This is a genomic window from Methylobacterium sp. Leaf466 (assembly GCF_001425565.1).
GTDB lineage: Bacteria > Pseudomonadota > Alphaproteobacteria > Rhizobiales > Beijerinckiaceae > Methylobacterium.
Genome location: NZ_LMRC01000035.1, coordinates 97,245 through 115,558, shown reverse-complemented (window position 1 = coordinate 115,558; position 18,314 = coordinate 97,245). Strand labels below are relative to the sequence as shown.

Genomic DNA, 18,314 nt, shown 5'->3' with positions numbered 1-18,314 from the left:
GGAAACCGAAAGCGTTCGAAGGGAAGAAGGAAATTGGAGGCCTCGGAGGGAATCGAACCCCCGTACAAGGATTTGCAGTCCTCTGCGTAACCACTCCGCCACGAGGCCTCGTCTGGCCGTACCCCATCCCGGGGCCGTGCCGCGCTGGTCCGGATCGGGCGGCCGATCAGGGGCGAGCGGCTCTCTAGCAGAGGCGGGCCCCCTTGAGCAACGGCCAACCCGACATCGGCGTCACGCATCCGTCACGTGAGGCAGGCGTCACGTGAGGCAGGGCATTCCGCGAGGCAGGACAAGAACGGCATCACGTCAGGAAGGAGGCTGCGTGACGGATTCGTGAAACCTCGCCCCCCGGCCCTTGCGCCCCGCCGTTCCCGTGTGTAGAGACCCCGCCGTGGTCCCCGATAGCTCAGTTGGTAGAGCAAGCGACTGTTAATCGCTTTGTCGTAGGTTCGAGTCCTACTCGGGGAGCCAATCCTTTCCATTGCGATCATGCCTCAGGTCAGCCGAAGCATCCGATGCGCGATGCGTGCGGTCTGCGACTGGCTGGACCGTTAAGGTCTTTTCCAAGGGCGCCGTGATAAGGCTTCGTCCTTGCCCGGATCGGGCCGGGGTCCGGGATGATCGCGCGCCACACCTTCACCTATGTCGGCTCGCGCGGCCTCGCCGCCGCCCTCAACATGGCCGCCGTGGCCGTGTTCACCCGGCTGGCGCCCCCGGAGGCCTTCGGGACGTATCTGCTCATCCTGTCCTGGTCGCTCCTCCTCTACAGCGCCACCAGCCAGTGGCCGAAATACGCGTTCTTCGCCCTCTACGACGAGACCCGGGCGGCGGTGCAGGTCGGCACCGTGCTGCGGCTGCTGGGTGGCATGGTGCTCCTCAGCGGGGTCGTCTGCGCGATCGCCTGCGCCCTCGGCCTCGTCTCCGGCCCTGTCGCCGTCGCGGTGCTGGCTTCGGGGGCGGGCATGACCCTGTTCGAGGCCGCCGCCGAGATCGCCCGCACGCGGCTGGCCGCCACCGCCGTGGCGGCCGCGGTGGTCCTGCGTGCCGTGCTGGTGCTCGGCCTCGGCAGCCTCTCGCTCCTGGTCTCGGGCGATGCGCGCCACCTCCTCCTCGCCATCGCGCTCGCCAACGCCCTGGCCGCCCTGCCCGCCCTCGCGGCCATCGCGCCGCTCCTGCGCGGGCGCGGCAGCCTCGCCGAGGCCCGCGCGATCCTGGCCTACGGCTGGCCCCTGATCGTGTCCTTCACCGCCGCCGCCCTCGCCCAGACCGTCGACCGGCTCATCGTCGGCGGCGTGCTCGGCACGGGCGCGCTCGGCGCCTACGGCGCGGTGTCCGATTTCCTGCGCCAGAGCTTCGTCGTGTTCGGCGAGGCCATCGCCCTGTCCCTGGTCTCCATCGCCAAGCGCGACGCCAGGGCCGGCGGCATGGCGGCGGCGCGACCCGCCCTGGCCGATGCGATGCGGCTGATGGCGCTGGTGGCGGCCTTCGGGGCGGTGTTCGTGCTCACCTTCGACGGGCCGATCGTGTCGGTGCTGCTCGGGCCGGACTACCGCGCGACCGCCCTGTCGGTGGCGCCGCTGCTGCTGGCCGCCAGCATCCTCGTGATGTTCCGGGCCTACTACTTCGGCCAGGTCATCTACTTCTCGCCCACCAGCCGCCTCGAGGCGGTGGCCTCGATGGTCCTCCTGGCCACCGTCGCCGGCCTCTCGGCGGTCCTCATCCCCCGCTACGGCGTCGCCGGGGCGGCCGTGGCCAACCTCGCCGGTCAGGCGGTGGCCTGCCTCGTCCTGGTGCTGGGTGCCCGCGAGGCCGTGCGCCTGCCGATCCCCTGGACCGATCTGATGCTCATCGCGCTCGGCGCCTTGGCCTGCCGGCTGGCGGTGGTCGGTGTCGACGCGCTCGCCCTCGGGCCCGTCGGCGCCCTCCTGCAACTGGCGCTGATCGGCCTCGCGGCGGTCGCCACCGCCTGGCACCTCAACCCGATCGGCCTCGCCGACCTGGTGCGGAGCCGGATCGGCCGGGTCTCGTGATGGCAAAGCCCGATCAGCGTTTCGGCCCGACGCGCCGCATCGGCGACCTCGTGGTGGCGCTCCGCCCCCTCTCGCCGGCCGCGCCCTGGCTCGGGGCCTGGCGGACGCTCGCCGCGGCGCCCGCCTTCGACAACCTGTTCTACCATCCCGACTTCGCGATTCCCGCCGCCGGTCCGTTCGGCTCCGGCGTGCGGGTGATGCTGGTGGGCGACCGAGCCCCCGAGGAGCCGGGCCTGCGCCTCCTCGCCCTCTGGCCGATCCGGGTCACCCGCCGCCGCTGGGGCCTGCCCCTGGCCATCGGCTGGATGCATCCGTTCGGCGTCTTCGGCGTGCCGCTCCTCGACGGCGACGACCCCGCGACGGCGCTGGCCGCCCTGTTTTCGGGCCTGGATGCGGTCGGCCAGCGCCGGGCGATGCTCACCCATGTGCCGACGCGAGGAGCCTTCGCCGACCTGCTGGCGGGCTGGGCGGCGGCGGCGGGCACGCGCCGGACGCCGTTCTGGGCCCATGCCCGTGCCCTCCTCGACCTGACCGGCCGCAGCGAGGCCGAGCGGGCGGCCTACCTCGGCCATCTCTCCGCCCGCCGGCGCCGGCGCCTGCGCCAGTCGCGCGAGCGCCTGGAGGCCGACACCCCCCTCGCCTTCGACACCGCGCGGACGCCGGGTGCGGTCGCCGCCGCCCTCGACGATTTCATCGCTCTGGAAGGCGCGGGCTGGAAGGGGCGCACCGGGGCGGCCACCGCGCTGGCCTGCCGCCCGGACGAGGCGGCCTTCGTCGCGGCCGCGGTGGCGGCCTTCGCGGCGCGGGGCGCCATGCGGATCGACCGCCTGCACTGGGACGGGCGCAGCCTCGCCTCGGCCCTCACCTTCGCCACCCGCGGCCGGGTCTGGTGCCTGAAGATCGCCTTCGACGAGACCGCCGCCCGCGATTCCCCCGGCGCCCAGCACCTGCACCACCTGACCCGGAGCCTGATCGACGATCCCACCGTGACGGTGGCCGATTCCTGCGCGCCGCCGGACTTCTTCCTCGCCGAGACGTTCTGGGCCGAGCGCCTGCCGCTGGCGCACGTCCTCGTGGAAACGCGAGCCGGGGATCGGTTCTACGGCCTCGGCGTTCGCCTGGAATCCCTGCGTGCCGCCGCCGTGCGCGCGGTCAAGCGCTGGCGCGGCCGCGACAAGCCGGCGGCCGAGGCGGAGTGATACGGTTTCCGCTTGGATCAAGCGGGCACCGTATCACCGAGCCCGCGCGGCGCCTGAGCGAAGCCCATTTCCGCATCACGACGTGATCACCCGGAAATGGGATGAGGCCTACCAGCCGAAGCGCGAGATCTGCGCCGACTTGGCCTCGATCGCCGCCGGATCGCGGCCCAGGCGGGCGATGCGCACCGACAGGTCGTAGCAGGTCGGGCAGAAGCCGAAGCTCATGAGCGGGATGCCCTCGGCGCGCGAGCGCGCCACCGAAGCGATCAGGCAGGCGATCGGCAGTTCGGCCGCCGGCGTGGCGAGGCAATCCCCGCGCGGGCTGCCGAAGGGCGAGCGGTTCGGCCAGGTCAGCGACACCACGGTGCCGCCCTGGCGGTCGGGGGCCGGCGGCACGGTGTAGCTGCGCACGAACAGGGCGCAGACGGCGAGGACGGCGGCGAGGGCGAGGAGGAGGCGCATGGTCGCGCCATCATGCGCGCGGGTGCCGCCATGTCACCTGCCGCCGTCGCCGCACGGTCAGCCCGGCTCGTCGTACCGGCTCCAGCGGAACACCTCGGTGCCGGCCCCGTCGATGACCCGCACGGCTTCCGCCGGGGTCCCCGTGCGCTGGGGCACCCGCGCCCTGGCGAACAGGCCGAGCGCCCGTTCCTTAGCGCCCTCGACGCCGGCCGTGCGCACCGAGATGCGCTGGCGCACGACATCCTCGTGCGGCGCGTCCGTCTCCGGGCCGAGGACTTCGATGTGGTAGGTCTCGCGAAGGCTCACGGTCGGGGCTGGTCCTGTCGTCCGGGTGGTGCATCATCGTAGGGCATCGCGGCCCGCCCGTCTGCCGCGGGTGGGTCCGACCCGCGCGGCGCGATCGTCCGGGGCCGTGCAAGGCCCGCCGCGATGTGATTGAGTGGCCCCTCCGTCCAGACCCTCGCCCGCACCGGATCGTCCCATGGCGCCCTCCCCCTTCGTCACCGTCGACTGGCTGTCGGCCCGCCGCGATGCCCCCGACATCGTGGTGCTCGACGCCTCCTGGTACCTGCCCGCGCAAGGCCGCGACGCGGCGGCCGAATACCGTGCCAGCCACATCCCCGGCGCGATCCGCTTCGACCTCGACGCCATGAGCGACGAGACCTCGCCGCTGCCGCACATGCTGCCGCGCCCGGAGGTCTTCGCCTCGCGCATGCGCGGCCTCGGCATCGGCGACGGCGCGCAGGTCGTCGTCTACGACGGCCTCGGCCTGTTCTCCGCGCCGCGGGTGCGGTGGATGCTGCGCACCTTCGGCATGCGCGACGTGGTGATTCTCGAGGGCGGGTTCCCGGCCTGGGTCGCCGGCGGCCATCCGGTGGAGGACGGCGATCCCCGACCGCGCGAGCGGCGCCACTTCACCGCCCGCCTCGACCACGGCGCCGTGGCCGATGCGGGCGACATCGCCCGCGCCCTCGAGACCGGCGCGGCGCAGGTGGTGGACGCCCGCTCCGGCCCGCGCTTCCGCGGCGAGGAGCAGGAGCCTCGCCCCGGCGTGCGCCCCGGCCACATGCCCGGCGCCCGCAACCTCCATTACGCCGCCCTTCAGGGCGACGGCCGCCTCAAGGACGAGGCGTCCCTGCGCGCCGCCTTCGAGGCCGCCGGGGTCGACCTCGACCGCCCGGTGGTCACCACCTGCGGCTCGGGCGTCACCGCCGCCATCGTCTCGCTGGCGCTGGAGACCCTGGGGCGCCCCTCCCGCGCCCTCTACGACGGGTCCTGGTCGGAGTGGGGCGCCGACCCCGCCCGCCCCGTCGCCACAGGCCCGGCGTGACCGGCAGCGGCCGTCGGGCCGTCGAGGTCATCGGCGCCCCGATCGAGGTCGGCACCCACGAGGCCGGCGCCATCATGGGCCCGGCCGCCCTGCGCACGGCGGGGCTGGTGCGGGCGCTCGCCGACCTCGGCTGGCCGGTGACCGACCGCGGCGACGTCTCGCCCGATCCGGCTGCGCCCGCGCGCGGCGCCGTCGCGGTGGCGGCCTGGGCGCTCGCCCTGCGCGAGGCTGTCGGCGCCGCCCTCGGCCGGGGCGCCCTGCCCGTGGTGATCGGCGGCGACCACAGCCTGTCGCTGGGCACCGTCGATGCGGTCCTGCGCCATTGCGTGGCGGGCAACCGCGCGCTCTTCGTGCTGTGGCTCGACGCGCATGCGGATTTCAACACGCCCGAGACCTCGCCGTCCGGCAACATGCACGGCATGCCGCTGGCGGCGCTCTGCGGCGAGCCGGGGTTCTCGGACCTGTTCGCGGACGACGACCGCCCGACTCTGGCGCCGGGCAACGTCCACCTGTTCGGCCTGCGCTCGATCGATGCGGGCGAGCGCGCCCTGGTGGCCGCCCGCCGCATCGACGTCGTCGACATGCGCACCATCGACGAGTTCGGCGTGGTCGCGCCCCTGCGGCGCATCCTGGAGCGGGTCAAGGCCGCCGACGGGGTGCTGCATGTCAGCCTCGACGTCGACTTCCTCGATCCCTCCCTGGCGCCGGGCGTCGGCACCACGGTGCCGGGGGGCGCCACGTTTCGCGAGGCGCATCTCATCATGGAGATGCTGCACGATTCCGGCATCGTGGCGGCCCTCGACGTGGTCGAGCTGAACCCGTTCCTCGACGAGCGCGGCCGCAGTGCGCGGCTCTTGGTGGAACTCGTCGCCAGCCTGTTCGGCCGCGCGATCCTGGAGCGGGCGCCGGTCCTGCCGGACGTGGGCGGGGCGTGAACCGGATCGAAGACCCCTCGCGCCTCGACGAGGAAAGGCCTGCCGCGCCGGCCCGGCAGCGCTCGCAGGGGTTCGCCGGCCTCCGGCTCGGCTGCCCCGGCGGTGGCGGCACCCGCGTCCTCGACATGCGCGAATCCGGCCCGCTGCGGCTGCGGCTGCCGCGCCGGCCGGAGGGCGCGCTGGAGGCCGTCCTCCTCAACACCGCCGGCGGCATCGCCTGCGGCGATGCCTTCGCCGTCGAGGCGACCCTCGACCCGGGCGCCGACCTCGTGCTGACGACCATCGCCGCCGAGAAGGTCTATCGCTCCGACGGGCCGGTGAGCACGGTGGCGACCCGCGCCCGTCTCGCCGCCGGCGCCCGCCTCGCCTTCCTGCCGCAGGAAACCATCCTGTTCGACCGCAGCGCCCTCGACCGGCGTTTCGAGGCGGATCTGGCGGCCGATGCCCGGCTGCTGGCCTTCGAGGCGGTGGTGTTCGGGCGCGCCGCCCGCCACGAGGCGATGACGCAGGGGCGCCTCGTCGATGCCTGGCGCATCCGCCGCGCCGGCCGCCTCGTGGTCGCCGACACGCTCCGGCTCGAGGGCGCGCTGGGCGACCTGCTCGACCGCACCGCCATCGGCGCCGGCGCCCGGGCGATGGCGACCCTGATCGACGTCTCCCCGCAAGCCGAAGGCCGCCTCGACGAGATGCGGGCCCATCTCGACGCCGCGGGGGCCAATGTCGTGGCGGGGGTGGAGGCCGGGGCCAGCGCCTGGAACGGCCACCTCGTCGCCCGCTTCCTCGGCCGCGACGCCGATGCCCTCAAGGCCGTGGCGATCCGGGTGCTGGTGGCCTATCGCGGAGTGCCGATGCCCCGCGTCTGGCAGACCTGAGGACTCGCCGGTCCCCGGCCCATGCGAAAACGGCGGCGCTTTCGCCCCGCCGTCCGCTCTTCGAACCGTGGTGTGCCGGTCAATAGGCCGGGCCGCCCGAGGTGGTGCCGTAGTTGGGCACGACGCGGTTGTTGCCCTCGGCGTTGCCGGCCTTGGCGGAACTGTCGAAGCCGCGACGGGTGACCGACCCGGTGGTCAGGTCGTCGTCGAACGCGCCCCGGCGCGCGGCCTCGGCATTGCGGCGGGCCGTCCGGCCCTCGAGCCCGGCCGGAGCGGTCGCGGCGGCGACGCCGGCCGGTGCGTTGTAGCTCTGCGCAAGAACAGGCGAAGTAACGGTGCCGGCGGCGACGAGCAGGGCGGCGGCGAGGGAAGCAAGGCGCTTGGTCATGACGATATCCATTCCGTTCTGCGCGGTCGTTGCCGTTCCCGGTCGGCCGCGTGATCTTGTGTGATCCGGATATGGGACGGGCAACGCCGCCTCGTCGTGCGGTGCCGCACGCGACTGCGATGGCTCCGCGCCTCCTGCGGGCTCCGAAATCCGGCGACCAGCTTTCGGTCCGATGCTCTAATCCCGACGGCGGCGGGAGGCGGTGGTCCGGTTGGGCGTCCGGCCGGCCACGGTGGCGAACAGGGCGGGATGCGGCTCGATCCCCGGCTTTGCGGGAAACTTTCCGGGCGGACGCCAGACCGTCGGCGGCCGCCGGGACGCGTCGGCGGCCGGTGTCGAGACCGTCGCCGCGCGGGCCTTGCGCGGGACGGCCCGGCGCGGGGCCGGGAACAGAGCGGCGATGCCGGCCAGCACCAGGCAGCCGAGGCCGATCGCCAGGCCGCTCGGCCCCGGCACGGCGTCCGTCATCATGACGACGAGGCCCGCGAGGGAGAGGATGCGAACGAGGTTGTGGGCCGCGAAGGGGTCGTAAGGCATGGCGGCAGGATCGTCGCCAACCCTTGCCGGACCTTGAAGCCGGTCCGTCGCAATCGATGCATCGATTGCTTCGTCAAGGGCTTACGAGCAAGGGCTTGCGAGGAAGTCCGGCGCCAGGGCTTCGCCTTGGTGGCCTAGCCCTCGCGCGCCGCCGCCGCGGCACCGGCCCGATGGCCTCGGGCCGACGCTTGCGATGCCGCGCAAGGGCCGCTTCAGCCCGCCGGTCCTGCGGGCGGGAGCGGGCGGGGCCGGCCCTCGTCGTCCACGGCCACGAAGGTGAAGGTCGCCTCCGTCACCTTCTCGCGGGTCTGTGTGCGGAAGCGGCGAGCCCAGGCCTCAACCTCGATCTTCATGGAGGTGCGGCCCACGCTCGGAATGCGTGTGTAGACACACAGGACGTCGCCGACCCTCACCGGACGGATGAAGGTCATGGCGTCCACCGCCACGGTCACCACCCGGCCCTGGGCGCGGTCGACCCCGGCGATGCCGCCGGCCTGGTCCATCTGCGACATCACCCACCCGCCGAAGATGTCGCCGTTGGCGTTGGTGTCGGCCGGCATGGCGCTGGTGCGGACCGTGAGGTCGCCGCGCGGCTCGACCGCCTGATCCGTGGACGAGCCCTTGTCGCGCTCCATCGATCCCTCCCGTGCCCGCCGGCGAGCCCGGCTTGTCCCGTTCGGCGATGGGGTGCCGACCGTACCGGGCCGCCCCGGCCGCCGTGGCCGGGATCATGGGCCGCAACCGGCGGGAAGGCCAGTGCGGCGACGGCCCGGGGCGACGGCTCGCGCGAGCGCGCAGAACGACGAAGGCCCGGCAGCGGATGTCGCTGCCGGGCCTCGTCCGGGCGTGTCGCCGGCGGGGTCCCTTCCCCGAAGGAAGGTCTCCGCCCGGTGACGGGAGCGTCAGTAGAAGCGGCGCGGGCCGTAGAAGCGCGGGCCGCCGTAGAAGCGACGCGGGCCATAGAAGCGACGCGGACCGTAGAACCGGCGCGGGCCGTAGAAGCGGGGGCCGCCGTAGAAGCGGCGCGGCCCGTAGAACCGGCGGCGATAGCCGTAGTACTGCGCCTGCTCGACGACGGCCGGAGCGGCCTGCGCCTGAAGGGCGAGCGCGGGACCGATCGGGGCCGCCGAGGCGCCCTGGGGCGCCGTCGCAGCGAATCCAAGAGCCAGCAGGGCTGCCAGCAGCATCTTCCTCAGCACGTTCAGAACTCCTCGGATAAGGGCCACCGGCCCGGTGAACGATCGGGCGGCCGGCCGTCACCCTGGCCTTGCCGCCCGCTCGAAGTCTTCAAACGCACGATGCGCCCAAAGCGTTTCAGGCTCGACCGCCCCTTCGGTTCGGGAGGCCTCGGCCTGTCAAAGACCTCAGGCGATCTTGAGCGTCATGTCGACGACCGGTGCGTCTCCGACACGGCGAACCAGGCCGATGCCGTGCTCGCAATCCTCGCGGCGGAGGTAGCCCTCGGCGCAATCGGCGATCACGTTTCCGTTCTGCGCCCGGAGCCGCCAGCGCCATTCGCCGCCGGCATCCCGATAGAGTTCGAACCGCATCCCGATGCCTCGCCTGCGACAAACCGACCGGACATGAGATGGGGTATCGCGCGGCGGCGGCAATGCCGGTGGCACCGATGGCCCACGAAAAAACCGCCTCGGACGAACCGAAGCGGCTTTTTCGTTCCTGGCCTGTCGCGTCGGGAGGTCGACGCGACAGGCGATGGCGGTGCGGTCCGCGGTGTCGGATCAGGAACGCGGGGCGCGGTCGAGCCAGCCGATCGCGCGGCCGCCTTCGCCGCTCGTGGTCCGCTGCGGGCGGCCGGCGCCCTGGGGGCGACCGTCGCCGCGCGGCTCGCCGCGGGGAGCCTGGGTGCGGGCCTCGGCCTGGCGCTCGCCGCCGCGGTTGTCCGGGCCGCGATTGCCGTCGGGGCGACCGGACCGGGCCGGGGCGCCGCGGTTCTCGGTTCCGCGCGCTTCGGGACGGCCGCCGTTGCCGGACCGGCCGTTGCCCGGACGGCCGCCGCCGGGGCGCTGGCCCTGGCGCTGGCCGGGACGCTGGCCCTGCGGCAGCGGGCGACGCTCCTCGGCCTGGGCCGCGTCCATCGCCTCCTGGCGGCTCGGGGGCGCGAAGCCCTCGGGGAAGCCGGCGACGGGGATCTTCTGGCGGGTGGTGCGCTCGATGTCGCGCAGGTACGCCTTTTCCTCGTCGTTGCAGAACGAGATCGCGAGGCCGTCGGCCCCGGCCCGCGCCGTGCGGCCGATGCGGTGGACGTAGCTCTCCGGCACGTTGGGCAGGTCGTAGTTGATGACGTGGCTGACCGCGTCGACGTCGATGCCGCGGGCCGCGATGTCGGTGGCCACCAAGACCCGGCAGGAGCCGTCCTTGAAGGCGGCGAGCGCCCGCTCGCGCTGGGGCTGCGACTTGTTGCCGTGGATGGCGGACGCCGCGATGCTGACCTTCTCGAGGCCACGCACGACGCGGTCGGCGCCGTGCTTGGTCCGCGTGAAGACGAGCACCCGCTCGATCTTGGGATCGCGCAGGATGTGGTTGAGCAGCGCCTGCTTGGCACCGGTGTGGGCGAAGATGACCTCCTGGGTCACCCGCTCGGCGGTGGTCGCCACGGGCGTGACGGCGACCTGGACGGGGTCACGAAGATACTGGTCGGCGAGGCCGGCGATGTTCTTGGGCATGGTGGCCGAGAAGAACAGGCTCTGGCGCTCACGCGGCAGCATCTTCACGATGCGCTTGAGGGCGTGGATGAAGCCGAGGTCGAGCATCTGGTCGGCCTCGTCGAGGACGAGGATCTCGACGGCCTCGAGGGTGAGCGAGCGGCGCTCGATCAGGTCCATCAGGCGGCCGGGGGTGGCGACCAGGATGTCGACGCCGTTGGCGAGCGCCTTCTCCTGGCGGGAGATGGTGACGCCGCCGAACACCACGGTGTTGGTGAACGACAGGTGCCGGCCGTAGTCCGAGAAGCTCTCGGCGATCTGGTTGGCGAGCTCGCGGGTGGGCGAGAGCACCAGGACGCGGCAGCCGCGGCGGATCGGCCGGCGCGGCGTCAGGGCGAGGCGATGCAGGATCGGCAGCGCGAAGGCCGCGGTCTTGCCGGTGCCGGTCTGGGCGATGCCGCAGAGGTCGCGGCCCTGCATGGCAGGCGCGATGGCCTGGGCCTGGATCGGTGTCGGCGTGGTGTAGCCGGCTTCCTCCAGCGCACGCAGCACGGGCTGGGCGAGGCCGAAATCAGTGAATTGGGTCAAGGGTGGTCTTTCAAGGCAGCGGGACCGGCCGCACGCCATCGATCGCGATGGTCGTCGTACGCAGGCTGGTCCGTTGGGCTGGAGGCTGCCCGCGTGATGGGGCAGTCCGGGTGCATGCACGTTGAAGAGAGGGGCTCAGGTCGCTGGGGCCGCGCTGATGCGCAATCGGCGATCCGTCACGCAGCCCTCTCAAGCGGAACCATGACGGCCGCTGACGCTGCAGGGCGACATTTGCGCCTTCGCACTTGCGAAGTCAATCCCCGGACAAGAACCTGCCCCGGATAAGAACCCGCCCCGGACCGAACCTGCCCCGGATCGGACCCGTGCGGGCGATCCGTTGCGGAAATCCGAGGCCCGAAACGATGACGGCCACGGGTGGCGGTGTCCTGTGCGCGTACATCCGGCGTCACAGGTCACCGGCTCCGTGGCCGTGTCCGACGGTGCGACTGGGTCGCGATCGGCATGGGTCGACGATGACCCGAGATGGTTAACGCCCCGTCAACGCCGTGGCGATTCCCTCCGGGTCGGTCGCGGGATCAATAGGTCCGGCGCTGCCCGCGACCGCCGAAGCGACGGCTGACGAACTGGATCAGCCGGGGCAGGAGGAAGGCGACGAGAAGCTTACGGATCATCGAAGGTCTCCGAGAAAGGCGGCGTGACTGCCGGTATGGAGACGTAAAGGCGCGATGCCGCGATGCGTTCCATGCCGTCGGCATCCGCGTGCCGCGGATCGGTCAGGCGGCCATCCGGCTGGATTCCGGCGCGGACACCGGAAAGACGAGCTGGACGGTCGTGCCCTCGCCCGGGCGGCTCTCGATCGACGCGCTCCCGCCGGCCTGCTGGGCGAACCGCAGGACCTGGTTGAGGCCGAGCCCGGTGCCCTTGCCCACGGGCTTGGTCGTGAAGAACGGGTCGAAGGCGCGGGCGATCACCTCGTCGCTCATGCCGGGCCCCGTGTCGCTCACCGCGATGGTCACCTGGACCGTCTGCGTGGCCGTGGCGACGGCGCGTGTGGCGATGGTGAGCGAGCCCCCCGCGGGCATCGCGTCGCGGGCGTTGACGGCGAGGTTGAGGAGCGCATTCTCGAGCTGGTTGGCGTCGAGGGTCAGGTTCGGAACGTCCGGCGACAGCTCCAGCTCCATCCTGATCTGTCCGCCCAGCGTGCTGCGCAAGAGCTTGGCGAAGCGCAGGATCAGGTCGTTGACGTCGGTCGGCGCGACCGACAGCGGTTCGTTGCGGGCGAAGGACAGCAGCAGGTGCGTGGTCTCGGCTGCCCGTTCGGCGCCCCCGAGGGCGTCCTTCACCCGTGCGAGCAGGGCCGGCTCGTGCGCGAGATGACGTTCGAGCCAGTCGAGGTTGGCGATCACCACGTTCAGGAGGTTGTTGAAGTCGTGGGCGATGCCGCCCGCGAGCTGGCCCACCGCCTCCATCTTCTGGGATTGGCGCAGCTGCGCTTCCGCCGCCTCGCGTGCGCGCACCGCGTCCTCGCGCGCCAGCACCGCCTGTGCCCGCGCGATGTTGGCGCGCGCCTGGCGCGCCAGGGTCCAGAGGATGCCCAGGATGGCGGCGATGCACAGGACGGTGGCGCCGGCTCCCAGGATCGCCTGGTTGCGCCAGTCGTGCAGGATGTCGTCGCGGGCACGACTGACGTTCACCACCATCGGGTAGCCGGTGACGGCGCGGGTGGCGACGAACCGATGGACGCCGTCCATCGCATCCGAGACCTCGTAGTAGCCGCCCTGGCTGGCCACGAGGTCCGGGGTGAACGCCTTGATCCTGAACTGCCGCCCGACCCCGGCGATGGCCGGCTCGCGGGTCAGCAGGGTGCCGTCCTGGCGCCACAGGCTGATCGCCGACCGGCCGCCGAGCTTGAGCGAGCGGTAGAAGCTGTCGAAGTACCGGAGGTCGATCGCCCCGAGCACCAGGCCGACGAACCGTCCGTCCGGCCCCACGAGCCGGCGCGCCAGATAGATCGTCCAGGTGCCGGTGCCCCTGTTCTGCACCGGCTCGGTGACGTAGGAACCGGTCACCTCGGTATCGCGCAGGTGCGCGAAGTAGTCCCGGTCCGACAGGTCGATGGCCGGAATCGGAAGGAAGCGGGAGAAGGTGACGAGCCGGCCGTCGGCTCCCACCACCGACACGGCATCGAGCTGCGGGATGCCGGCGATCTTCGCCTTCAGGCCCTCGTGGAAGCCGCGGTCGCCCGCGAGGCTGGCGAGCCCCTCCCCCGTGGGCGGGCCGTCCTTCGAGAGGGAGGCGACGATGGTGTCGACGACGAGGTCGACGCTCTGCATCGCCCGTGCGGTCTCCTCCGCGAGCACCGTGTTGAGGGTCATCAACTCGCGCTTGGCGTCGAGCAGCTGCTTGGTGCGCAATTCCAGGATGACGAAGGCCGCCATGGCCACGAGGCCGACGCTCAGGACCAGCCCGACCAGGGCCAGCCTGCGCGAGAGCATGCCGATCGTCTGCCGGAGCTTGACGATCGAGCGGGCCTCCCCCTCCGGTAGCCGGGCTCCCGCCTCGGTGTCGGGTCTCATGCCGCCGGCCTACCCTCGCGCCCGGCCGGCGGTCGAACGGCGGGCCCGTCGACGGCGGCCACCGCTGGTCTCAGATCCGCCATTCCGTACCCGTCCGCCTAATTTATGAGGAGCGCCGCCACGCTGACATCCAAGACCGTCACGGGTGATGACACCGAGGATCGGACAATCGGACGATCCGCCTAGTCTGGTCGATGGAGCCCGTGGCGTAAATGGAGGCCGAACGTCGTATCCTCCACGTCCGGCGGCCCCGCCGCACGAGGAGGACGTCGTGGTGTGTCGGGACGGCCCTCGATCCAGGAGCGCGAACGGCACCGACATATCCGAGTCTGTCATCGGCTTCGATGCGGAAGTCGCAGGATTTATTCTGGATAAAATCTGCCGAACGGCATATCGACAATGGAAAAATCAGGTTTTAATTTCTGGCGCAAGCTTCGATGTTGAATAACGAGACACAAGTTCCCGATTCATTCTGGCGACCGCCGTTCCGTCAGGGGCGTTGCTCGGGCCACTCATAGATAGAATGCGCGTCGCGACAAGTCGATTTGTGGGGGATGGTTTACAACCGAGAGGCGCGGGACGCCCGCCGGATCGCCGGGCCGGGAGGGTGGCCGTTCGAGGCCGGTTCGGCTAACGCTCCGGTGCGAGCCGGTCGAGGAGGACGCCGTCGGCATAGCCGTCCGGCGTGAGCCCGACCGAGGCCTGGTAGGCGCGGATGGCGGCCCGGGTCCGGGGGCCGATCTTACCGTCGATGCCGCCGGCCGCATGGCCGCGTTCCGTCAGCCGGGTCTGCAGCGTCCGGATCTCCTCGGGCGTCGGGATGCGGTCGCCCCGCGGCCAGTCCCGGGCGAAGGCCGGTCCTCCCCGCAGGCGGTCGGACAGGTGGCCGACCGTGAGGGCGTAGGCGAGCGCGGTGTTGTAGCGCAGGATCACGGAAAAGTTCGGCAGCAGCAGGAAGGCGGGCCCGCGGGCGCCCGCAGGCAGGATCAGCGTCGCTCGCGTCGCCCCGTCGGGTGGCACGAAGCCCGGCACGGGGCGCACGCTCAAGGTCGCCCATTCGGCGAGGCTGCGCGGCGTGGTCTCGTCGGCCAGGGCGTAGTCGAAGCCCTCCGGCAGGGTGGCCTCGGTGCCCCAGCCCTCGCCCGGCCGCCATCCCATCGCCGAGAGATAGGCGGCGGTGGAGGCGAGCGCGTCGGGCACGTTCCAGAGGTCGCGCCGGCCGTCGCCGTCGCCGTCCACCGCATGGGCCTGGTAGACCGTCGGCATGAACTGGGTGTGGCCCATGGCGCCGGCCCAGGAGCCGGTGAACCGCTCCGGCGCCACCTCGCCGCGGGCCAGGAGCTGCAAGGCCGCGATCGTTTCGCCGCGCCAGTAGCCGGCCCGGCCGGTGTCCCCACAGGCCAATGTCGCCAGCGAGCGGACCACCGGCCGCACCACGGCCGCGTTGTCGAGGACGGCGCCATAGCTCGATTCGACGCCCCAGAACGCCGCCAGGGTGAAGCGGTCGACCCCGAACCGCCGTTCGATCTCCTCGAAGACGGTCGCCCACTCCTGAAGCTTGCGCTTCCCCTCGTCGATGCGCGACGGCGAAGCGCCGCCGTCGAGATAGGTCCAGATCGGGGTGACGAACTCCGACTGGTTGCGGGTGGCGGCCAGCACCTCCGGGTCCGGCGTCAGGGCCAGCAGGCGCTCGGCGATCACCGCCTGCGGCACCTCGCGGGCCGCCGCCTCGGCGCCGATCCCGGCGATGCATTCCGCGAACGGGGGCGCGGGCGCCGCCTCCTGGCCCGCCGCCGCTCCTGCCTGGAGGCCGAGCACGACCGAGGCCGCCGCCATACCGCGCGGGATCGGGGACCGGCGATGGGCCGTGCGATCGCGCATCCTGATTCTCCCGGCAGGCCATGCTGCGCCCGTGCCGGCGGGGTACCACCGCCCGCCGCCCTATGAAACTGTCCTTGAAACCGTCCCGGCCCGCCCGGCGAGGAGGCCGGGGTCCACCGAGACCTCGACGATGCGCAGCTTTGGGTCGTCGAGGTTCTTTTCCGGCCACTCGGTGGTGACGAGGGGATCGTCGGCCGCGGTCGGCGCGGCGGGGGACGCGGCTCCGGTGAAGGCGATCGCAACGTCCGGCCGGCAGGTTCGCAGTCTCATGACAGGTCCCTCGCTCATGACGGGTCTCTCGGCGAAGATGCGGGGACGACGGGTCGAGAGGGGTCAGCGTCCCGGCTTGCGCACCGCATCCGCGATCGTGACGGGCTTGGGCAGAAGGCCGAGCGCGTGGAAGGCGTCCGCGACCCGCTGCTGGTCGGCGACGGTCGCCGCATCGAGGGGCGTCACGCCGTAGGTCTGGCGCTTGAGCGCGACCGAGAGGACCGCGGCCGGGATGCCGATGGAGGGCGCGAGTTCGGCCGCGACCGCATCGGTGTTGTCCTTGGCCCAGGCGTCGATCTCGCCGATCGCCGCCACCACCGCGTCGATGGCGGCTCCGTTCGCCTCGGCGAAGCTGCGCCGCGACAGGTAGAACTGGCGGTTAGGTACGAGGTCGCTGCCGTTCACGAGGGTGCGCGCGCCAGTGGAGCGTTCGCCGGAGGCAAGGAAGGGGTCCCAGATCGCCCAGGCATCCACCGCCCCGCGCGCGAAGGCGGCCGCCGCGTCCGCGGGCGAGAGGTGGACCGGGGTGATCGCCTCGTAGGGGACGCCGGCCCGCTCCAGGGCCCGCACCAGCAGGTACTGGACGTTCGAGCCCTTGTTGAACGCGACCTTCTTGCCGCGCAGGTCCGCCACGGAGCGGATCGGGCTGTCCTTGGCCACCAGGATCGCCTCGCCCGAGGGGGCCGGCGGCTCGTGGGCGACGTAGAGGAACTCGCCGGGGTTGGCGGCCTGCGCGAAGACCGGCGGGGCCTCGCCGGCCGACCCGACGTCGACCGCGGCGGCGTTGAGCGCCTCCAGCAGCGGCGGCCCGGACGGGAACTCGGCCCAGACGACCCTGTAGCCGAGCGGCCTCAGCTTCTGTTCGAGGAGGCCCTTGCCCTTGAGCAGGACCAGGGTGCCGTACTTCTGGTAGCCGACGCGGATCACCCGCTCGTCGGCACGCGCGATCAGCGTGCCGGACACGACGATGGCCAGCACCAGGAGGGCGGTCCACAGCCGTCGGGCGATGTCCGGGCGGAGGGTGGCGAGAGGCAGGGCGGATCGGGACATCGGGACGGGTGTTCCTTCGGTGAACGTGAGACGGGTGGGGATCATTTCGCGGCGACCAGGGTCGCCGGCTCGGCGAGAAGCAGGGCGCGCAGGGCCGAGGCCGCCTGATGGAGGGGCCGGGCCAGGGCTCGGCGCAGGGCCTGGGTCCCGGCCCGGCAAGCCCCGGTCGAGGGCCGGGCGGGAGGCCGCATTCGGTCTTCGGACGCGGCGACCGCGGTCCGGCCCCCGCCCTGCCCGCGCGCCCGCGCGATCAGGGCGGCCACGCCCGCTCCCGATGGCCGGAGGGTGCCGAGCGTGTCCCCGATCACGACGGCGTCGCCGCCCGCGATCGCCTCGCACGCGCTCCCGTCCGTGGCCTGCCGCATGGCGGCGAGGGCGGCCTGCCCGAACGCCAGCACCGTCGCCTCGTCGGCCCCGCGCAGCACCGCGCGCAGGTGGGCGGCCGCCTGCCGGTGCAGCCCGTCGAGGGCGTCCGCCTCGGTGCGCCCCGTGGCGTAGCCGTCGCGGTACCAGGCGGCGATCCGGTCGACGGCGGCGGGGTCGGCCCCGGCGAGGACCGGCAGGTTGCGCAGGACCTGGGCGCGGGCCGCCTGCGGGCTGTCGTCGTCGTCGAGGGTCGAATCGGGGAAGCGGTCGGTCCCGACCACGTCCGTGACCACGCCGGCCCGGACGAGCCGCTCCGGCTCGGGCGTCCACATGTCGTCAGAGGCCACCGCCAGCGCCTCGGCGACGAAGTCCGCCGCGATGCCGGCGTCGCGGTAGGCGGCGCGCTCGGGCGCGGGGTCCATCACTGGGCTCCGCCCGGACGGCCCGGTCTCGTAGGGGGCGTGGAATCCGAGCCGTCCACCCGTCCCGAGGTAGCGCCGGGTGCCGCGGACGAAGACGAGGGTGCAGGCCGAGGCGCAATCGTCCGGGACGTAGGTGGCCAGGCCGTGTGCCGCGACGAGGCTCCCGAGGCTCATGCCCTCCGAGACGAGGCCGCCGCCGCTGGTGAGGTGGATGCGCCGCACGCCCGGGTTTTTCGCGAGCAGGGCGGCGACCCGCGCCGACACCCCCTCCATGAGATCGCCGGCCAGACGCAGGTCGCGGCCACCCGGGCCGAGGGTCACCCGCGCCGCCGTTTCCGCGTCGTTGGTCTCGATCTGGTCCGGCTCGATCTGGTCCGGAAGGTCGGTGGCGACCGAGGCCGGGACGGGGCGCGGCGTCGAACCGCCGTCCGACCCATCGGACGCGACCGCGGCAAGGCAGGCGGCGCCGACCAGGGTTGCGCCGCACAGGATCGCCCAGGGCCTGCGAGGAGGTCGGGACAGGGTGATGGGCATGCAAAAGTCCTCCCGTCCGCAGGGATGCGAGAAGCATGGAGCCGCCGGCCGGCCGATCCGGGTCGCCGAGCGGGACCGCGACGGCGTCAGCCTCGAGACGGCGCGCCCGGCATCGGCCGGAGGGCGCTACCGGACCTCAGGCGGTCATCGACGGGGGAGCGATCGCACGTCGGCGATGCCCGACCGCATGCCGTCCACAGCGGTTCTCACCGGCTCCGCCTCGACAGGACGCGCGGGACGGCACCATCGT

The 18,314-nt window shown here is 72.7% G+C and carries 18 protein-coding genes and 2 tRNA genes; 6 read left to right on the top strand and 14 right to left on the bottom strand.

The features are described from left to right. Positions 1-34 precede the first annotated feature (34 nt). Positions 35-108: transfer RNA gene (locus tag ASG59_RS18500), tRNA-Cys, on the bottom strand. A 287-nt stretch (positions 109-395) separates the two neighbouring features. Here ASG59_RS18500 and ASG59_RS18495 point away from each other — a divergent pair. The 3 genes from ASG59_RS18495 (at position 396) to ASG59_RS18485 (ending at position 3,229) form a co-directional block, all read left to right on the top strand. Further along, positions 396-471, top strand: a tRNA-Asn gene (locus tag ASG59_RS18495). 146 nt (positions 472-617) lie between these two features. Then, positions 618-2,030, top strand: a complete 1,413-nt coding sequence (locus tag ASG59_RS18490) for an oligosaccharide flippase family protein (protein WP_056410700.1) — start codon at positions 618-620, stop codon at positions 2,028-2,030. Continuing rightward, on the top strand, positions 2,030-3,229 hold the full coding sequence (locus ASG59_RS18485) for a GNAT family N-acetyltransferase (RefSeq protein ID WP_056410697.1): 1,200 nt from the start codon (positions 2,030-2,032) through the stop codon (positions 3,227-3,229). Before ASG59_RS18490 ends, ASG59_RS18485 begins: the two co-directional genes overlap by 1 nt. A 108-nt stretch (positions 3,230-3,337) precedes the next feature. On the opposite strand, the gene ASG59_RS18480 is transcribed toward ASG59_RS18485, so the two are convergent. Both ASG59_RS18480 and ASG59_RS18475 read right to left on the bottom strand, forming a co-directional pair. Beyond that, positions 3,338-3,691, bottom strand: a complete 354-nt coding sequence (locus tag ASG59_RS18480) for a hypothetical protein (RefSeq protein ID WP_056285574.1) — start codon at positions 3,689-3,691, stop codon at positions 3,338-3,340. A 57-nt stretch (positions 3,692-3,748) separates the two neighbouring features. Beyond that, a complete protein-coding gene (locus ASG59_RS18475; RefSeq protein WP_055889410.1) occupies positions 3,749-3,997 on the bottom strand; it encodes a hypothetical protein in 249 nt (82 codons plus the stop codon). Between the two features lie 175 nt (positions 3,998-4,172). On the opposite strand from ASG59_RS18475, the gene sseA reads away from it, so the two are divergent. The 3 genes from sseA to ASG59_RS18460 are packed head-to-tail and all read left to right on the top strand — an operon-like array spanning position 4,173 to position 6,828. Further along, positions 4,173-5,021: a 3-mercaptopyruvate sulfurtransferase gene (gene sseA, locus ASG59_RS18470; RefSeq protein ID WP_056410689.1), complete on the top strand. Its 849-nt coding sequence runs from the start codon at positions 4,173-4,175 to the stop codon at positions 5,019-5,021. Beyond that, a complete protein-coding gene (gene rocF, locus ASG59_RS18465) occupies positions 5,018-5,956 on the top strand; it encodes an arginase (RefSeq protein ID WP_056410687.1) in 939 nt (312 codons plus the stop codon). The genes sseA and rocF overlap by 4 nt, the downstream gene beginning before the upstream one ends. After that, the gene (locus tag ASG59_RS18460) at positions 5,953-6,828 is read left to right on the top strand and encodes an urease accessory protein UreD (protein ID WP_244475759.1); all 876 of its coding nucleotides are present in this window, start codon (positions 5,953-5,955) and stop codon (positions 6,826-6,828) included. Before rocF ends, ASG59_RS18460 begins: the two co-directional genes overlap by 4 nt. 79 nt (positions 6,829-6,907) lie before the next feature. Here ASG59_RS18460 and ASG59_RS18455 read toward each other — a convergent pair whose 3' ends face one another. The 11 genes from ASG59_RS18455 to ASG59_RS18405 all read right to left on the bottom strand — a co-directional run bounded on the left by ASG59_RS18455 (position 6,908) and on the right by ASG59_RS18405 (position 18,064). Continuing rightward, on the bottom strand, positions 6,908-7,216 hold the full coding sequence (locus ASG59_RS18455; protein ID WP_082528852.1) for a hypothetical protein: 309 nt from the start codon (positions 7,214-7,216) through the stop codon (positions 6,908-6,910). A gap of 177 nt (positions 7,217-7,393) precedes the next feature. Beyond that, positions 7,394-7,753, bottom strand: coding sequence for a hypothetical protein (locus tag ASG59_RS18450; protein ID WP_056285566.1), 360 nt, complete (start codon positions 7,751-7,753; stop codon positions 7,394-7,396). A gap of 212 nt (positions 7,754-7,965) precedes the next feature. Beyond that, positions 7,966-8,388 carry an acyl-CoA thioesterase gene (locus ASG59_RS18445; RefSeq protein ID WP_055889398.1) on the bottom strand — a complete coding sequence of 141 codons (423 nt, stop codon included), beginning with the start codon at positions 8,386-8,388 and terminating at the stop codon, positions 7,966-7,968. Between the two features lie 267 nt (positions 8,389-8,655). Continuing rightward, a complete protein-coding gene (locus tag ASG59_RS18440) occupies positions 8,656-8,952 on the bottom strand; it encodes a hypothetical protein (protein ID WP_055889395.1) in 297 nt (98 codons plus the stop codon). Positions 8,953-9,117: 165 nt separating this feature from the next. Then, positions 9,118-9,303 carry a DUF1508 domain-containing protein gene (locus ASG59_RS18435; protein WP_055889391.1) on the bottom strand — a complete coding sequence of 62 codons (186 nt, stop codon included), beginning with the start codon at positions 9,301-9,303 and terminating at the stop codon, positions 9,118-9,120. A 189-nt stretch (positions 9,304-9,492) separates the two neighbouring features. Beyond that, a complete protein-coding gene (locus ASG59_RS18430; RefSeq protein WP_055889388.1) occupies positions 9,493-11,004 on the bottom strand; it encodes a DEAD/DEAH box helicase in 1,512 nt (503 codons plus the stop codon). 734 nt (positions 11,005-11,738) lie between these two features. Then, a complete protein-coding gene (locus ASG59_RS18425) occupies positions 11,739-13,541 on the bottom strand; it encodes a hybrid sensor histidine kinase/response regulator (protein WP_055889386.1) in 1,803 nt (600 codons plus the stop codon). A gap of 630 nt (positions 13,542-14,171) precedes the next feature. Continuing rightward, positions 14,172-15,422, bottom strand: a complete 1,251-nt coding sequence (locus ASG59_RS18420) for a lytic murein transglycosylase (RefSeq protein ID WP_056410681.1) — start codon at positions 15,420-15,422, stop codon at positions 14,172-14,174. A 60-nt stretch (positions 15,423-15,482) separates the two neighbouring features. After that, on the bottom strand, positions 15,483-15,692 hold the full coding sequence (locus ASG59_RS21365) for a hypothetical protein (protein WP_244475758.1): 210 nt from the start codon (positions 15,690-15,692) through the stop codon (positions 15,483-15,485). 63 nt (positions 15,693-15,755) lie between these two features. Continuing rightward, positions 15,756-16,742 (bottom strand): aliphatic sulfonate ABC transporter substrate-binding protein, encoded by a 987-nt coding sequence (locus tag ASG59_RS18410; RefSeq protein ID WP_056410677.1) that lies wholly within the window; start codon positions 16,740-16,742, stop codon positions 15,756-15,758. Between the two features lie 41 nt (positions 16,743-16,783). After that, the gene (locus ASG59_RS18405; RefSeq protein ID WP_056410674.1) at positions 16,784-18,064 is read right to left on the bottom strand and encodes a hypothetical protein; all 1,281 of its coding nucleotides are present in this window, start codon (positions 18,062-18,064) and stop codon (positions 16,784-16,786) included. Between the last annotated feature and the right edge of the window lie 250 nt (positions 18,065-18,314).

What these genes read in the sequence shown, in the direction of transcription:
- ASG59_RS18490 (WP_056410700.1), top strand. Translation starts at nt 618, where the DNA reads ATGATCGCGCGCCACACCTTCACCTATGTCGGCTCGCGCGGCCTCGCC.
- ASG59_RS18485 (WP_056410697.1), top strand. Translation starts at nt 2,030, where the DNA reads ATGGCAAAGCCCGATCAGCGTTTCGGCCCGACGCGCCGCATCGGCGAC.
- ASG59_RS18480 (WP_056285574.1), bottom strand. Translation starts at nt 3,691, where the DNA reads ATGCGCCTCCTCCTCGCCCTCGCCGCCGTCCTCGCCGTCTGCGCCCTG.
- sseA (WP_056410689.1), top strand. Translation starts at nt 4,173, where the DNA reads ATGGCGCCCTCCCCCTTCGTCACCGTCGACTGGCTGTCGGCCCGCCGC.
- ASG59_RS18455 (WP_082528852.1), bottom strand. Translation starts at nt 7,216, where the DNA reads ATGACCAAGCGCCTTGCTTCCCTCGCCGCCGCCCTGCTCGTCGCCGCC.
- ASG59_RS18450 (WP_056285566.1), bottom strand. Translation starts at nt 7,753, where the DNA reads ATGCCTTACGACCCCTTCGCGGCCCACAACCTCGTTCGCATCCTCTCC.
- ASG59_RS18445 (WP_055889398.1), bottom strand. Translation starts at nt 8,388, where the DNA reads ATGGAGCGCGACAAGGGCTCGTCCACGGATCAGGCGGTCGAGCCGCGC.
- ASG59_RS18435 (WP_055889391.1), bottom strand. Translation starts at nt 9,303, where the DNA reads ATGCGGTTCGAACTCTATCGGGATGCCGGCGGCGAATGGCGCTGGCGG.
- ASG59_RS18425 (WP_055889386.1), bottom strand. Translation starts at nt 13,541, where the DNA reads ATGAGACCCGACACCGAGGCGGGAGCCCGGCTACCGGAGGGGGAGGCC.
- ASG59_RS18420 (WP_056410681.1), bottom strand. Translation starts at nt 15,422, where the DNA reads ATGCGCGATCGCACGGCCCATCGCCGGTCCCCGATCCCGCGCGGTATG.
- ASG59_RS21365 (WP_244475758.1), bottom strand. Translation starts at nt 15,692, where the DNA reads ATGAGACTGCGAACCTGCCGGCCGGACGTTGCGATCGCCTTCACCGGA.
- ASG59_RS18410 (WP_056410677.1), bottom strand. Translation starts at nt 16,742, where the DNA reads ATGTCCCGATCCGCCCTGCCTCTCGCCACCCTCCGCCCGGACATCGCC.
- ASG59_RS18405 (WP_056410674.1), bottom strand. Translation starts at nt 18,064, where the DNA reads ATGCCCATCACCCTGTCCCGACCTCCTCGCAGGCCCTGGGCGATCCTG.